The sequence below is a fragment of the Tabrizicola oligotrophica genome, assembly GCF_011008935.1.
GTDB lineage: Bacteria > Pseudomonadota > Alphaproteobacteria > Rhodobacterales > Rhodobacteraceae > Tabrizicola_A > Tabrizicola_A oligotrophica.
On record NZ_JAAIVJ010000002.1, the window covers coordinates 394110 to 409418 of the forward strand.

Annotated in this window: 16 protein-coding genes; 11 read left to right on the top strand and 5 right to left on the bottom strand. The window is 65.7% G+C overall.

Translation table 11 applies throughout. The annotated features are described in order from the left end of the window. The first annotated feature begins 32 nt into the window (after positions 1 to 32). The gene (gshB, locus tag G4Z14_RS05995) at positions 33 to 977 is read left to right on the top strand and encodes a glutathione synthase (protein ID WP_164623877.1); all 945 of its coding nucleotides are present in this window, start codon (positions 33 to 35) and stop codon (positions 975 to 977) included. Positions 978 to 1049: 72 nt separating this feature from the next. On the opposite strand, the gene G4Z14_RS06000 is transcribed toward gshB, so the two are convergent. The 4 genes from G4Z14_RS06000 to cobU all read right to left on the bottom strand — a co-directional run bounded on the left by G4Z14_RS06000 (position 1050) and on the right by cobU (position 4730). After that, positions 1050 to 2564: a YifB family Mg chelatase-like AAA ATPase gene (locus G4Z14_RS06000; protein ID WP_164623878.1), complete on the bottom strand. Its 1515-nt coding sequence runs from the start codon at positions 2562 to 2564 to the stop codon at positions 1050 to 1052. A gap of 115 nt (positions 2565 to 2679) precedes the next feature. Beyond that, positions 2680 to 3543 carry a glutathione S-transferase gene (locus G4Z14_RS06005; protein ID WP_164623879.1) on the bottom strand — a complete coding sequence of 288 codons (864 nt, stop codon included), beginning with the start codon at positions 3541 to 3543 and terminating at the stop codon, positions 2680 to 2682. 72 nt (positions 3544 to 3615) lie between these two features. Continuing rightward, on the bottom strand, positions 3616 to 4158 hold the full coding sequence (locus G4Z14_RS06010; RefSeq protein WP_407703801.1) for a histidine phosphatase family protein: 543 nt from the start codon (positions 4156 to 4158) through the stop codon (positions 3616 to 3618). 29 nt (positions 4159 to 4187) lie between these two features. Then, positions 4188 to 4730, bottom strand: a complete 543-nt coding sequence (gene cobU / locus G4Z14_RS06015) for a bifunctional adenosylcobinamide kinase/adenosylcobinamide-phosphate guanylyltransferase (protein ID WP_164623880.1) — start codon at positions 4728 to 4730, stop codon at positions 4188 to 4190. Positions 4731 to 4785: 55 nt separating this feature from the next. Between cobU and G4Z14_RS06020 the strand changes: the two genes are divergently transcribed. From G4Z14_RS06020 to G4Z14_RS06050, 7 genes are all read left to right on the top strand, one after another. After that, a complete protein-coding gene (locus tag G4Z14_RS06020) occupies positions 4786 to 5661 on the top strand; it encodes an RNA polymerase factor sigma-32 (RefSeq protein WP_164623881.1) in 876 nt (291 codons plus the stop codon). Next, positions 5661 to 6467, top strand: a complete 807-nt coding sequence (locus tag G4Z14_RS06025) for a ChaN family lipoprotein (RefSeq protein WP_164623882.1) — start codon at positions 5661 to 5663, stop codon at positions 6465 to 6467. Before G4Z14_RS06020 ends, G4Z14_RS06025 begins: the two co-directional genes overlap by 1 nt. Before the next feature lie 88 nt (positions 6468 to 6555). After that, on the top strand, positions 6556 to 7245 hold the full coding sequence (locus G4Z14_RS06030) for an FkbM family methyltransferase (RefSeq protein WP_164623883.1): 690 nt from the start codon (positions 6556 to 6558) through the stop codon (positions 7243 to 7245). Between the two features lie 60 nt (positions 7246 to 7305). After that, complete coding sequence (gene coaBC / locus G4Z14_RS06035; RefSeq protein ID WP_164623884.1) at positions 7306 to 8505, top strand: bifunctional phosphopantothenoylcysteine decarboxylase/phosphopantothenate--cysteine ligase CoaBC; 1200 nt, start codon at positions 7306 to 7308, stop codon at positions 8503 to 8505. Between the two features lie 104 nt (positions 8506 to 8609). Continuing rightward, complete coding sequence (dut, locus tag G4Z14_RS06040; protein ID WP_164623885.1) at positions 8610 to 9077, top strand: dUTP diphosphatase; 468 nt, start codon at positions 8610 to 8612, stop codon at positions 9075 to 9077. Then, positions 9074 to 10117 carry a HesA/MoeB/ThiF family protein gene (locus G4Z14_RS06045; RefSeq protein WP_164623978.1) on the top strand — a complete coding sequence of 348 codons (1044 nt, stop codon included), beginning with the start codon at positions 9074 to 9076 and terminating at the stop codon, positions 10115 to 10117. The genes dut and G4Z14_RS06045 overlap by 4 nt, the downstream gene beginning before the upstream one ends. A 50-nt stretch (positions 10118 to 10167) precedes the next feature. Further along, a complete protein-coding gene (locus G4Z14_RS06050) occupies positions 10168 to 10542 on the top strand; it encodes a DUF1761 family protein (protein WP_164623886.1) in 375 nt (124 codons plus the stop codon). Positions 10543 to 10556: 14 nt separating this feature from the next. Here the strand turns inward: G4Z14_RS06050 and G4Z14_RS06055 are convergent, their stop codons facing one another. After that, positions 10557 to 11351 carry a DODA-type extradiol aromatic ring-opening family dioxygenase gene (locus G4Z14_RS06055; RefSeq protein ID WP_164623887.1) on the bottom strand — a complete coding sequence of 265 codons (795 nt, stop codon included), beginning with the start codon at positions 11349 to 11351 and terminating at the stop codon, positions 10557 to 10559. Positions 11352 to 11573: 222 nt separating this feature from the next. Between G4Z14_RS06055 and G4Z14_RS06060 the strand changes: the two genes are divergently transcribed. Genes G4Z14_RS06060 through G4Z14_RS06070 form a run of 3 tightly spaced genes read left to right on the top strand, consistent with a single transcriptional unit; the run spans position 11574 to position 15239 of the window. Beyond that, a complete protein-coding gene (locus tag G4Z14_RS06060) occupies positions 11574 to 12359 on the top strand; it encodes a transporter substrate-binding domain-containing protein (protein WP_164623888.1) in 786 nt (261 codons plus the stop codon). Between the two features lie 48 nt (positions 12360 to 12407). Continuing rightward, on the top strand, positions 12408 to 13205 hold the full coding sequence (locus G4Z14_RS06065) for an amino acid ABC transporter permease (protein WP_164623979.1): 798 nt from the start codon (positions 12408 to 12410) through the stop codon (positions 13203 to 13205). A gap of 18 nt (positions 13206 to 13223) precedes the next feature. Then, on the top strand, positions 13224 to 15239 hold the full coding sequence (locus G4Z14_RS06070) for a M3 family metallopeptidase (protein ID WP_164623889.1): 2016 nt from the start codon (positions 13224 to 13226) through the stop codon (positions 15237 to 15239). The last annotated feature ends 70 nt before the right edge of the window (positions 15240 to 15309 follow it).

A 15309-nucleotide genomic window follows, 5' to 3' on the forward strand; every position in this document is an offset into this window, starting at 1 on the left:
CACAAAGGGCACGTTCAACGAAGGAGCGCGCCATGGGCCTGAAGGTTGCCTTGCAGATGGACCCGATCGGGTCGGTCAACATCAACGGCGATTCGACATTCCGGATTGGATTGGAGGCACAGGCGCGCGGGCATTCGCTGTTCTTCTATACACCCGACAATCTGGCCTTTGTCGAAGGGCGAGTCATGGCGCGGGGCTATCCGATCGAGTTGCGCCGCGAGCCGGGCAACCATGTGAGCTATGGGCCGGAGACCGAGGTGGATCTGGGCGACTTCGATGTCGTGTGGCTGAGGCAGGATCCGCCGTTTGACATGGGCTACATCACGACGACGCATCTGCTGGAGATGATCCATCCGAAGACGCTTGTGGTGAACGATCCGTTCTGGGTGCGGAACAGTCCCGAGAAATTGCTGGTATTGCGGTTCCCCGATCTGACGCCCCCCACCGCGATTGCCCGCGATCTGGCTGCCATCCGCGCCTTCAAGGCGCGGCATGGCGACATCATCCTGAAGCCGCTTTATGGCAATGGAGGCGCGGGGGTGTTCCGGCTGGACCCGAACGACCGCAACCTTGCCTCGCTGCACGAGCTGTTCACCGGGATGAGCCGCGAACCCATGATCGTGCAGAAGTTCCTGCCCGATGTGTCGAAGGGGGACAAGCGGGTGATCTTGGTTGATGGTGAGCCGGTCGGGGCGATCAACCGGGTGCCGCAGGCGGGCGAAACCCGGTCGAACATGCATGCCGGCGGGCGTCCCGAGAAGGTGGGCCTGACGCCGCGCGATCTGGAAATCTGCGCGCGGATCGGGCCGGTCCTGCGGGAAAAAGGGCAGGTTTTCGTCGGCATCGACGTGATCGGCGACTGGCTGACCGAGATCAACGTCACCTCGCCCACCGGAATTCAGGAGCTCGAGCGATTTGACGGCACCAATACGGCCGAACGTATCTGGCAGGTGATCGAGGCCAAGCGCGGGTTGTGACCCCTCCTCGGGCGCCTTCGGCTTCTCGTCGCGGGCCTCCCGAGGAGCGACGACGTCGACGACGAGATCACGTCAGCCCTTGGTTGCGACGGTCAGGCGGAAGCTGACCGCTTCGGCGACATGAGGCATGCGGACATCGGGGCTTTGGTCCAGATCGGCAATCGTGCGTGCAACCCGCAGGACCCGGTGATAGCCGCGTGCCGACAGGCCAAAGCGTTCGGCCACCCGGGCCAGCAGCGCGCGGCCCTCGGCGTCAGGGGCCGCGGCGGCCTCGAGCAGCGGGCCCTCGAGGTCGGCGTTGACGCGGGCTGTCGCGTGGTCCTTGAACCGTTCGGCCTGCACCGTCCGCGCCGCCGCCACCCGCGCCGCCACCTCGGCTGACGTGTCGCCCGAGGGCGGCAGGTCAAGGTCGGTATAGGCCACCGGGGGCACTTCGACCCGCAGGTCGAAGCGGTCCATCAGCGGGCCGGAAATCCGGCCCAGATAATCCTCGCCACAGGCCGGCACCCGTGCGCAGGCGCGGGCGGGGTCGGTCATGTAGCCGCATTTGCAGGGGTTGGCCGCCGCCACCAGTAGGAACCGCGCCGGATAGCGCACATGGGCATTGGCGCGCGCGACCACCACATCGCCGGTTTCAATCGGCTGGCGCAGGGTTTCCAGCACGGCGCGGGGAAACTCCGGGAATTCGTCCATGAACAGAACCCCGTTATGGGCCAGCGAGATTTCTCCCGGTTTCGCCCCTTTGCCGCCGCCGACGATCGCGGCCATCGAGGCAGTGTGATGCGGTTCGCGGAACGGGCGGTTGCGCGAAATGCCGCCTTCGCTGAGGAGCCCTGCCAGAGAGTGAATCATCGAGGTTTCAAGGGCTTCTGCTGCCGACAGCGGGGGCAGGATTGTCGGCAGCCGTGCTGCCAGCATCGACTTGCCCGAGCCCGGCGTGCCGATCATCATCAGGTGATGCCGCCCCGCCGCCGCGATTTCCAGCGCGCGTTTGGCGCGTTCCTGTCCCTTGACGTCGCGCAGGTCGCGGCCGCCTGCGGCCCGCGTCACTTCGCCCGCTTCGGCGGCCATGAGCGGCACCTGGCCGGTGTAATGCCGCACCACTTCCTGCAGATTGCCGGCCCCCAGCACCTCGGCCGCGCCGACCCAGGCGGCCTCGGCACCGCAGGCGCGCGGGCAGAGCAGCGACTTGTCCTCTTCCGCCGCGCACATCGCCGCCGGCAGCGCGCCGATGACCGGGATCAGCCGGCCATCCAGTGACAGTTCCCCCAGCGCGATCGTGGCCTCCACCTCTTCCTTCGGCACGATCTCCAGCGCCGCCAGCAGGGCGAGCGCAATCGGCAGGTCGAAGTGGCTGCCTTCCTTCGGCAGGTCGGCGGGCGAGAGGTTGACGGTGATGCGTTTCGACGGCAGCGCGATGGACAGCGTGTTCATCGCGGCGCGCACCCGTTCCTTGGCTTCGCTCACCGCCTTGTCGGGCAGGCCGACCAGCGAGAACGATGGCATGCCGGGAGACAGCGCGCATTGCACCTCGACCAGCCGCGCCTCGACGCCTTCGAATGCCACCGTAAAGGCCCGCGCGACCATATTGCCTCCGTTCGTCTGGTTAACGGATAGGCGGACAGCGTTAGCAAAGGGTTAACACGCCTCGGAGCGCCGTTCCGGTCTGCGAAAAGCGACCGGAACGGAGCGATGAGACGGATCAGACCAGCGCCATGAACCTGGGCCAGGCTTCCGGATCGGCCACGGTCTTGTCGCGACAGAAGGCGTTGCAAAAGCCGATGCGCCGGCCCTGCAGATCCAGAACATGGGTCACCGGCCTGCCGGAATAGGGGCAGGCTGCGTTCTCGGCCCCGGTCCCCTCGACGGCTCGGGCGGCCAGAGGCACCGGGCCGGGCCATGGGCGGCGCGGATAGGGGCGGCGGTAGAAGTCCTGATCGGCGCCATCGACCAGACCCATCGCGCGCCAGCGGCGGAACGAGGGGTGCGCCAGATGAGCCTGCACATAGTCCATGGCGCGGGGCGAGACCGGCAGGTTGTAGGTGGCGATCCGGGTCGCAACCGGGGCAAAGAAGACATCCGCGGCGGAATAATCCCCCGCCAGCCAAAGCTTTGCGCCGGTTTGTTCGCGCGCCCAGTCCCAGATCGTCTCCAGCCGCTGCAGATCGGCCAGCACCTCGGCCGGCGGCAGGCAGTCAGTATAGCTGACGCGCAGGTTCATCGGGCAATGGCTGCGCAGGGCGGTGAACCCCGCGTGCATTTCGGCGGCCAGAACGCGGGCCACGGCGCGGGCCCGGGGATCGGCGGGCCAAAGCCCGGCCTCCGGATGGCGGCTGGCGAGTTCCTCGGCAATCGCGATGGTTTCCGGCACCACCACCCCGTCGGGCGTGCGCATGGTGGGGGCGGTCTTGCCCGGGTGGAAGGCCTTGAGAAGGTTTGGCAATTCGTCGGTGTAAAGTCGGGCGTGGTGCAAATTCACCGGGATGCCGAAGGCATCGAACAGCAGCCATCCACGCAAGGACCACGAGGAATAGGCGCGGTCTCCGATCACAAGATCATAGGTCATTGGGCGTCTCCTTTCGCGGCAAGGAAGCACACCGCAGATATCAGGAAAAGCGCCGATTTGTGCGCAAGCCCATCACGGGATGTGATTGACGGAAATCACTCTTGGCGCGGCGCCGAACTCCAGACAGGTCACCGACAGGTTGTCGATCTTGTGCGAGAAGGCCTCGGTCGGGGTCATGGCGCCAGCGTGCTGGATCGCCGCGACAATGGCGCCGAAATGGGCAACCACGATCACCTCGGGCAGGTGGGCCAGCCGCCGCAAGGCAGTTTCCACGCGGGCCGTGACCGCGTTCCAGCTTTCGCCGCCCGGAGGGCTGACATCGCCAGGGGTTTCCCAGAAGGCGCGGATATGGTCGGGGCTTTCGGCCTCGACCTCGGCAAAGCTGCGCATTTCCCAGGCGCCGAAATGCAGTTCGCGCCAGTCGCGGTCATGCGGCAGGCGGGGACGCGCCTGCAACCTGTCGGCCGTCGCCACCGCGCGGCTGAGGTCCGAAGAGATCACCGGCACGTCCGGCAGGTGCGCGTTCAGCCGCGCAAGTGCGGCATGGTCCGACAGATCGGCGGGCAGGTCGGTCCAGCCGACCATGGCCTTGGCGTGGGTTGGCCCGTGGCGCACCAGCCAGACCCGACAGGTCCCGCCCCGGTTCAAGGCAGCACCGGCATCTGGCCTTTCAGCACCAAGGGCAGCCCCGCCATGACGCCCGCCACCAGATCGGCGGCCTCGGCCAGACGCTGGTTCAGCCGGCCCTGCTCGTCCCGGAAATCCCGGGACAGGCGGTTGTCGGGGACAATGCCCCAGCCGACCTCGTTCGACACCACGATCACCGGGCCGGGGTGCGTGGCAATAGCCGCGATCAGCCCGGCGGTTTCGGTCGCAATGTCGTCGCCGCCCAGCATCACATTGGTCAGCCACAGCGTTGCGCAATCAAGCAGCACCACACCCGGCGCGCGGCCCAAGGCGCCCGCCACATCGCGCGGCGCCTCATGCGTCACCCAACCGGTGCCGCGGTCGGCAACATGCCGGTCGATCCGCGCCCGCATTTCTTCATCCCAAATCTCGGCAGTTGCGATATAATGCCGCGGCAGGCCCGCCGCATGTGCCAGCCGCTCGGCGAGCCGCGATTTGCCGGACCTTGCGCCGCCGACTATCAGGGAAAATTTCGGGAAGGGCGGGGGTGATCCGGTCACGCGGTTGGTCCGTATAAGTTCCAGAAGTCGCTCTGGCCAGAAGGGGGAGGCGGCGATGGCTCTCGATGGATATACCGATCAAACGCTGCCCCGCCAAGCGCGCGCAGCCGAACTTCTGGATGCCGAGACCGAAGCCGCCCTTGCCCGCGCCTGGCGCGACCACGGGGATACCGCCGCGCTGCACCGGCTGGTGACGGCCTATATGCGGCTGGCGATTTCGATGGCCTGCCGGTTCCGTCGCTATGGCGCCCCGATGAACGACCTGATTCAGGAAGCGAGCCTTGGCCTGATGAAGGCGGCCGAAAAGTTCGATCCCGATCGCGGGGTTCGATTCTCGACCTATGCGGTCTGGTGGATCAAGGCTTCGGTGCAGGATTATGTCATGCGCAACTGGTCCTTGGTCCGCACCGGCTCTACCACCGGGCAAAAGGCGCTGTTCTTCAACCTGCGGCGGGTCGAGGCCAAGCTTTCGCGCGAAGCCGAGGCGGCGGGCGGCAGTCTTGATCCGCACCAGCTGCGCGAAAGGGTGGCGCACGAGGTGGGCGTGACACTCGCCGAGGTGCAGATGATGCAGGGGCGGCTTTCCGGCATGGATGCCTCGCTCAACGCGCCACAAGTCAGTGATGAAGACGGGCGCGAGTGGATTGACGTGCTTGAGGACGATGCGATGCAGGCGGCAGAGGCGGTGGAAGCCGCCCATGACCGGGCGCAGCTGCGCCACTGGCTGGCCGGGGCACTGGGGGCGCTGAAACCCCGCGAGCGCTACATCGTGACAGAGCGCCGCCTGCGGGATGTGCCGCGCACGCTGGAATCGCTGGGGTTGGAGCTGGGCCTGTCGAAAGAGCGCATCCGCCAGCTTGAGGCCGCCGCCTATGCCAAGCTGCGCCGCCACCTTGAAACCCACAGCGCCGGGGTGCATGACTTTCTGTGATGAAAGTTCTTGCGCTCCTGCTGGCGCTCGCCACCCCGGCCTGTGCCAAAGAAATCCCGCTCGAGGCGCTGGACGACCCCACGATCTTCTCGGGGGTCAACGTGGTGATCCTTGGCGAAACCCACGACAACCCGGCCCATCACGCCCATCAGGCCCGGGCAGTGGCCACCTTGAAGCCAAAGGCGCTGGTCTTCGAGATGGTGTCACCAGAGGCGGCGGCGCGGATGCCCGCAGTCCTGCCCGATGCACCCGGACTTGCCACCACGCTGGGCTGGGATGCGACCGGATGGCCGGATTTCTCGTTGTATTACCCGATCTTTGCTGCCGCTCCCGCCGCGCGGGTTTACGGCGCGGAGGTGTCGCGGGACATCGCGCGCAGGGCTTTTGACACCGGCATCGCCGCCCAGTTCGGCGAGGGCGCCGCGGCCTATGGCCTGACCACCGCGCTTGCCGCCACCGAACAGGCGCAGCGCGAGGCCGAGCAGCTTGCGGCGCATTGCAACGCGCTGCCGCCCGATCTGCTGCCCGGCATGGTGGCGGTGCAGCGCCTGCGCGACGCGGTTCTGGCCCGCGCTGTCGTGCAGGCGATGGCCGAGACCGGCGGCCCGGTTGCAGTCATCACCGGCACTGGCCATGCGCGCAAGGATGAGGGCTTGCCCGTGCCGCTGGCCCGGGTCGCGCCCGAGTTGCGGCTGCTGTCCATCGGCCAGTTCGAAGCGATGGTGCCGGACGCCCCGCCCTTTGACCTTTGGCTTGTCACCCCGCCCGCGCCGCGCGACGACCCCTGCGCTGCGTTTCGGGGCTGATCCGGCAATCCGCCTTGCGCGGAACCGGCTTATCGGCAAACCTGCAGACCGATGGGCCGCAGCACCATCCCTGAAACCGTGGAGCAAGATGGCCACCCGGCACCGCCCGCCCCCCGCCAGTCCGGCACAGCTCATCGCCCGGCGCCTGCCGGACTGGCGCGCGGACGTGGTGTTCGATGTCGGGGCCAACGTGGGCCAATCTGCCCGAGAATTTGCCCAAGGCTGGCCCGACGCCCGGATCCACAGCTTTGAACCCGTACCCCGCAGTTTTGCGCGGCTGTGCGAGGCGACCCGCGACCTGTCTTTGGTGACTGCGCACAACCTCGGCCTTGGCCGCCATTCGGGGGCGGCAGAGATGACGGATCTGGCCAATTCGGTGCAGAACCGGATCGTCGCCGAACCCGCGGCCGCAGCCGAGGCCACCACCACCCAGACTGTGCAGATCCTGCGCGGCGCGGATTTCTGCGACAGCCACGGCATCCGCCGGATCTCTTATCTGAAGATCGACACCGAAGGTCACGATCTGGAGGTGCTGAAAGGGTTTGGTGCCCTGCTGAAGTGGGTGGATTTCGTGCAGGTCGAAGCCGGGATGAACCCCTACAACAAGACGCATGTCCCATTCGAGGCGCTGTCCTCTTTCCTGACAAGACGCGGCTTCCTGCTGTTCTACCTGTTTGAACAGATGATGGAGTTCAAGCTGGGCGGGCGCCCGGTCCTGCGGCGCTGCAATCCGGTTTTCATCAATGATCGCCTTGTCGATCTGGCCGGCATTGCCTGAGCCGGGTTGAGTTCGCCCCGGCCCGGCCCTAACGTGGGCCGACCCTGAGCGGAGACCCCCATGCTGGCCGGCAAGCGCATTCTTCTGGTGATCGGCGGCGGCATCGCGGCCTATAAATCGCTTTTGCTGATCCGGCTGCTAAAAACCGCAGGCGCAGCGGTGACGCCGGTGCTGACGCGGGCAGGGGCAGAATTTGTCACGCCGCTCTCGGTTGCGGCACTTGCCGGTGAAAAGGTGCATGAGGCGCTGTTCGACCTGACGGATGAGGCCGAGATGGGCCATATCCAGCTCAGCCGCGTCGCCGATCTGCTGATTGTCGCCCCGGCAACGGCGGATCTGATGGCGAAGCTTGCCACCGGCCGGGCCGAAGATCTGGCCTCGACGCTCTTGTTGGCGACGGATACCCCGGTGCTGATGGCGCCGGCGATGAATGTGCGGATGTGGGACCATCCGGCAACCCGGCGCAATCTGGCGGTGCTGCAGGCCGATGGCGTGCGCTTTGTCGGGCCGGAGGACGGCGAGATGGCCTGCGGCGAATTCGGGCCGGGGCGCATGGCCGAACCCGAGACGATCCTTGCGGCCATTGACGCCGCCTTGGCGGACGGGCCGCTGAAGGGCAGGCATGTGCTGGTGACTTCGGGTCCGACGCATGAGCCGATCGACCCGGTGCGCTACATCGCCAATCGCTCGTCCGGGGCGCAGGGCACTGCGATTGCCGCCGCGCTGCGCGATCTTGGGGCGCAGGTGACGTTTGTCACCGGGCCAGCCACTGTGCCGCCACCGGCGGGGGTGCAGGTGGTGCGGGTGGAGACGGCGCGCGAGATGCTGGCGGCGGTCGAGGCCGCGCTGCCCGCCGATGCCGCCGTGATGACTGCCGCGGTTGCAGACTGGCGGGTGGCCAACCAGAACGGCCAGAAGATGAAGAAAGACGGCTCGGGCAAGGCCCCGGCGCTGGAGTTTGCCGAGAACCCCGACATACTGGCGAGCGTCTCGAAAGGGCCGACGCGGCCCCGGCTGGTGATAGGCTTTGCCGCCGAAACCGAGCAGGTGGTGGACCATGCTACCGCCAAGCGGGTGCGCAAGGGCTGTGACTGGATCGTGGCGAACGATGTCTCGCCCGCGACGGGGATCATGGGCGGGACCGAGAATGCGGTGGTGCTGATCTCGGCCGCGGGCGCAGAGGCCTGGCCGCGCATGGCCAAGGATCAGGTGGCGAAGAAACTTGCAGACCGCATTGCCCTAGCGCTGCAAAATTCCTGAAGCAGGAATTTTGTCCGGAATTCGTGCGAATTCCGGGGCGATCTGGCGAAGGGGAGTGCTGGCGCAGATGTGCGCCTCCGGCGGGGATATTTGGGAACAGATGAATGGCAGTTGACGTTCGGGTGATGCGGGAAGACGGGGCGGACCCTGCGGTGCCGTTGCCGGCCTATCAGACGGTGGGCAGTGCCGGGGCGGACATCTGCGCCAATCTGCCGGTCGAGATGCGGGCGGCGGGCTTTGTCCTGCAGCCGATGGAGCGGGCGATCGTGCCGACCGGGCTGCGGGTGGCGATTCCTGTGGGTTTCGAGATGCAGATCCGGCCGCGCTCTGGCATGGCCCTGAAACATGGCATCACCCTGCCGAATACGCCCGGCACCATCGACAGCGACTATCGCGGACCGCTGGGGGTGGCCTTGGTCAACCTTGGGGCGGCGCCCTATGTGGTGCGCCATGGCGACCGGATCGCGCAATGCGTGGTGGCGCCGGTGGTGCAGGCGGGCTTTGCGCTGGTGGCGGATCTGGACGACACGCCGCGCGGCCAGGGCGGCTTTGGCTCGACGGGGACACGCTGATGCTGGTGATCGCTCTGGGCCTTGGGATCTGGGCTTTGGGCTGGGTCATGGAGGTGCCGGTTGTCCGGCGTCTGGCGGTTCTGGGGGCGGTTTGGGCAGCGGTGGTTCTGGTGCATCTGGTGCTGCCGGAGGGGCATGCGGTTCGGCTTGCCATCGGCGGGGATGTCAGGGTCTGGCTGGTGCTTGGCGGGGGCGGGGTCCTGGTTGCGGGCTATGTTTTCGGATTGCGCCTGTTGCGCGACCGCGCCCGGCCACTGGCGGTGCGGGAGCCGGTGCAGGACGGAGCGTTCCGTGACGCCGAGCTTGACCGCTATGCCCGCCATATCCTCTTGCGCGAGATCGGCGGGCCGGGGCAGCAAAGGCTGAAGGCGGCGAAGGTGCTGGTGGTCGGGGCCGGCGGGCTGGGCTCGCCCGCCTTGCTCTATCTTGCGGCGGCCGGGGTGGGAACGATCGGGGTGATCGACGCCGACGTGGTCGAAGGATCGAACCTGCAGCGCCAGATCATCCATGCCGACGCTCGCATCGGTCTGCCGAAGGTGCAGTCGGCCGAGATCGCCATGCGGGCGCTGAACCCGTTCATCACGGTGCGGCCCTATCAGCGGCGGCTGGAGGAGCAAACCGCCGCCGCGCTGATTGCCGAGTATGATCTGATCCTGGACGGAACCGACAATTTCGACACCCGCTATCTGGTGAACCGGGTCTGTGCCGATCTGGGCAAGCCGTTGATATCGGCGGCCATCACCCAGTGGGAGGGCCAGATTGCGCTTTACGATCCGGCGCGCGGCGGCCCCTGCTATCAGTGCGTCTTTCCCGAGCGTCCCTTGCCGGGCATGGTGCCGACCTGTGCCGAAGCCGGGGTGGCTGCGCCCTTGCCGGGGATCATTGGTGCGATGATGGCGATGGAGGCGGTCAAGCACCTGACCGGCGCAGGAGAAGCGCTGCGCGGGCGGCTGATGATTTTCGACGCGCTTTATGCCGAGGCGCGGGTGATCGGTGTCAAGAAACGCCCGGATTGTCCGGTCTGCGCAGGAAAGGCCTGACGCCGGCAGACAAACGTGTAAGCTCAGGCTGCGAACAGGGAGGGTTTCACATGTTTGAAGGGGTGAATTGGCTGGCCGTGGGGCTGGGCTTCGTCCTGTCCTTCGGCTTTGGCTGGTTTTACTACGGGCCGAAAGGGTTCTATCCGGCATGGAGTGCTTCTGCCGGGGTCAGGCATCAGCCGGGTGATCCGATGGGCGCGGCCTTTGGCAGCCTGGTGGTCGGGTTGGTGCTGTATTCGGTTTTCGTGGGCGTGATGGTGGCGCGCGGCATGACGGGGCCGCTGATCCTTGGGGTCATCGCCTTCATCGTGATGGGCTATTCGAACAACGCCTTCAAGAAGCTGGGGCCGGCGAGCCGCGCGATTGACGCCGGAAGCTGGGCAGCTTCCGGCGTGCTGATGCTTCTGGCGCAGGGGCTTTTGTAAGGGGGAACCTTGCCCTACCCCAGACGGTAACTTGACGCTGTAACCCCGCCGAACAGCCCGGTGTCGTGATAGACCATGCGGGCGGGATCGGCTTCCGCCGCGCCGACCACGGCCCAGATCGGGGCGAAATGGTCCTCCTGCGCGTGGCAGGTGCGGGCGTAGGGGGCCTTTTCCCAGTCGATCAGATCGGCGGTGCGCTGGGCGGTCGGTTTGGCCATCACGTCCTTCAGCCAGGCATCGAAGGCCTCGGACGGCACTTTCGCGCCCGGCCCGAACAGGCGCAGGTTGTGATAGCTGAGACCAGAGCCGACGATCAGCACCCCCTCGTCGCGCAAGGGCGCGAGCGCGCGGCCCAGCTCGACATGCCGCGCCGGATCATAGCCCTTTTGCAGGCTGATCTGGAATACCGGCACGCTGGCATCGGGATACATGACATAGGCCGGAACAAAGCAGCCATGGTCGAACCCCTGTCTGGCATCCAGCCGCACCGGCAGGCCCGCCGCCTTGATGAGGTCGGCCGCCTTCTGCGCCAAATCGGGGGCGCCGGGGGCGGGATAGACGATCTGGAACGTCTCGGGCGGGAAGCCGTGGTAGTCATAGACCATTGGCGGGTTGGCGCTGGTCATCACGGCAAAGCTGTCGTCTTCCCAATGGCCGGAGATCATCAGGATGGCCTTCGGGCGTTCGGGCAGGTCTTTCACCATCTGCACGAAGCTGGCCTCCAGATTTTTGAACATCGCGCGCCAGTCGGGCATCCAGGGCCAGGGGCCGCCGCCATGGCTGATGAAATAGGTGGGCATCCGGGTCATGTCGGCTCTCCTGTTCGCTTGGGAGAAAGATGGGGCTGGCGGGAGATTCTCGCAACGGAAAGAAGTGGCGGGGAATGGGGGAAGTCTTGTGCAAATTTGCAAAATTCTTCACCATGAAACGGTGTGTTTGTGCGAATGGATGGGGCGGTCGGCGCCCCCCTCTTGCGCCCCGGCGTGCGGCGCTGCCATAGTCCGCCATCACGTCGAGACAGGAGTTTACAGATGAAGTTTGCCGCCGCCGCCCTTGCGGGATTTTCAATGCTGGCCACCGCCGTTTCGGCACAGGATCTGCCGAACCTTGACGGCAAGGACGTGGTCGTCGTGACCGAGAACGCCTATCCGCCCTTACAGTTTCTGGACAAGTCCGGTGCCGCGGTGGGCTGGGAATATGATGTCATGGCCGAGATCGCCAAGCGTATCAACATCACCGTGAAATATGAGAACACGTCATGGGATGCGATGATTCCGGCGGTGTCGGAAGGTCAGTATGACATTGGCATGACCGGCATCACCATCAAGGACGAGCGCAAGGAGAAGGTCGATTTCTCCGACGCCTACATGCGGTCGGAAATGTTGATGATCGTGCGCGGCGACGAGGCCCGCTTTACTGATGCCGCGTCTTTCGCAGCGATTCCGGAGTTGCTGATCTCCGCCCAGCCCGGCACGTCCCCCTTCTATGCCGCGATCTATGAAATCCTTGATGGCAATGAGGAAAACCCCCGCGTCATCAAGTTCGAGACTTTCGGCGCGGGGCTTGAGGCACTGAAAGCGGGCGATGTCGATCTGACGCTGTCGGACAGCACGGCGGCCAATGGCTATGTGGCGGCCTCAAACGGCGGGCTGAAGATTATCGGCGCGCCGCTTGCCTCGGAGGATTTCGGCTTCATCTTCCCGAAAGGTTCTGAACTTGTCGCCCCGATCAACGCCGCCATTGCCGCGATGAAAGCCGACGGCACGCTGGACGCGCTGAACCAGAAATGGTTCGTCGACTACAAGATGGGCGAATGACCTCTCATGGTGGCCCTGTCCTTTGGGGCGGGGCCGCCGCTTTCCCGCATGACCCCCTCTGCCCGACCCGAAGATGATTTCCCCTGGTGGCTGGTGATCCTGGCCCTGAGCGGGGCATTCCTGTTCTTCCAGATCGCCACCTCCGAAGTCTATTCAGCCGCCCTCTCGGCCCTGTCGAAAGGCATCTGGATCACCATCGGCGTCGCCGTGGTGGCCTATCTCGGCGCTTGCATCATCGGGCTTGGGCTGGCCGTCATGACGCTGTCGCGCCATCTGATCCTGCGCCAGATCGCCCGGCTTTACATCGAGGTGATGCGCGGCGTGCCGATCATCGTGCTTTTGCTCTATGTCGCCTTCGTGCTGGCCCCCGGCCTCGTCTGGCTGGCCAATCAGGCACTGGAGCCGCTTGGCCTGTCGCCGCTTCGGACCCGAGATTTCCCGCTGCTGAGCCGCGCCGTCATCGCCCTGATGCTGGCCTATTCCGCCTTTCTCGCTGAGATCTTCCGCGCTGGCCTGCAGGCGGTGGACAAAGGCCAGATCGAGGCGGCGCAGGCCTTGGGTCTGAATGGCTGGCAGCGCTTTCGCCATATTACATTTCCTCAGGCATTCCGGCTCATTCTGCCACCCCTTGGCAATGATTTCGTCGCCATGGTGAAGGATTCCTCGCTTGTCGCCGTGTTGGGCGTGACCGATGTCGCGCAGCTGGCCAAGGTCACGGCCGCCGGCAACTTCCGCTATTTCGAAACCTACAACGTCGCGGCCCTGATCTATCTGACCATGACCATCACCCTCAGCCTGATCCTGCGCCGAATCGAGCAACGCCTGCGCGCGCGCAATCAGCGCTGACCCCCCAAAGGACACCCCATGAACGCCCTCCTAACCGACTGGACCGCCGAGTTTTCCCTGCCGCCCTTTGCCGCCATCCGTGATGAGGATTTCGCCCCGGCCTTTGACGCAGCCCTGACGCAGGCGCGCGAAAACATTGCGAAAATCGCGGAAGATCCCGCAGTTCCGACATTTGCCAACACCATCGAGGCGCTGGAACTTTCCGAGGCGTTGCTCGACCGTGTGTCGGGGGTCTTCTACAATCTCGCCGGGGCCGACGCGAATGACACGCGCGAGGCGCTGATGCGCGACCTCGCCCCGAAAATGAGCGCCTTTTCCTCCGAGATCACCAACAACAAGGCGTTATTTTCCCGCATCGAGGCCCTTTGGCAGGCCCGCCAGACCCTTGACCTGACCGCCGAACAGGCGCGCGTGCTGGAGCTTTACCGCCAGATGTTCGTCCGCTCGGGGGCCAATCTGGAAGGCGCCGCCGCCGACCGGCTGACAGCGGTCAAATCCCGCCTTGCCGTCCTTGGCACCCGGTTCAGCCAGAACCTGCTGGCCGATGAACGCGACTGGTTCATGCCGCTGACCGAGGCTGACCTCGCCGGCCTGCCCGAGTTCGTCATCGCCTCGGCCCGCGCCGCAGGGGCGGAGAAGGGTCAGCCCGGCCCGGTGGTCACGCTGTCGCGGTCGCTGATCGTGCCGTTCCTGCAATTCTCGCCGCGCCGTCCTCTGCGCGAAAAGGCCTATGAGGCCTGGGTCGCCCGTGGTGCCAATGGCAATGCCAACGACAACCGCGCGATTGCCGCCGAAATTCTGGCCCTGCGCGAAGAGCGGGCAAAACTTCTGGGGTATCAAAGCTTTGCCGATTTCAAGCTGGAACCGGAAATGGCCAAGACCCCGGCGGCAGTACGGAGCCTTCTGATGCGGGTCTGGCAACCGGCGCGCGCCAAGGCCCTCGCCGACGCCGCCATTCTCGAAACCATGCTGCACGGCGACGGGATTTCCGGCCCGCTGGAGCCCTGGGACTGGCGCTATTACAGCGAGAAGCGCCGCAAGGCCGAACATGACCTCGACGAGGCGGCGCTGAAACCTTACCTGTCGCTCGATGCGATGCTGGCCGCGCAGTTCGACTGCGCGGGCCGCCTGTTCGGGCTGGAGTTCCGCGAGATTGCCGGCCCGTTCTATCACCCCGATGTGCGCGGCTGGGACGTCACCCGCAATGGCGCCCACGTTGCGGTGTTTCTGGGCGACTACTTCGCGCGCGGCTCAAAGCGCTCGGGCGCGTGGTGTTCTGCGATGCGCAGCCAGAAGAAGCTCGGACAGGACACAAGGCCGATCGTGGTCAATGTCTGCAACTTCGCCAAGGGAGAGCCAGCGCTCCTGTCCTATGACGACGCGCGCACGCTGTTCCACGAATTCGGCCATGCCCTGCATCAGATGCTGTCGAATGTGACCTATGGCTTCATCTCCGGCACCTCGGTCGCCCGCGATTTCGTGGAACTGCCGAGCCAGCTTTACGAGCACTGGCTGGAAGTGCCCGAGGTTCTCGAAAAACACGCCCGCCACTGGCAGACCGGCGAGGCGATGCCGGCCGATCTTCTGCAACGCCTGCTCGCCGCCGGCACCTATGACCAGGGCTTCGCCACAGTGGAATTCGTCGCCTCCGCCCTTGTCGACCTTGCCTTCCACGAAGGCGCCGCGCCCGCCGATCCGATGCAGAAACAGGCCGAGGTGCTGGAAGGCATCGGCATGCCCCGCGCCATCCGCATGCGCCACGCCACCCCGCATTTCGCGCATGTGTTCTCGGGTGACGGCTATTCCTCGGGCTATTACAGCTACATGTGGTCCGAGGTGATGGACGCCGACGCCTTCGCCGCCTTTGAGGAAGCCGGCAGCGCCTTTGATCCCGAAATGGCCAAACGGCTGGAAACCTTCATCCTCTCCGCCGGCGGCTCGCAACCCGCCGAAGAGCTTTACACGCAATTCCGCGGCCGCATGCCGGGAGTGGAGCCGCTGCTGAAGGGCCGGGGATTGCTGGAGCCGGTGTAAGGGGGCCAGCCCCCTCGCCCGTTCCGGGCTCACCCCCGGGATATTTCGGCCAGTATGAAAGCCCTTTCAC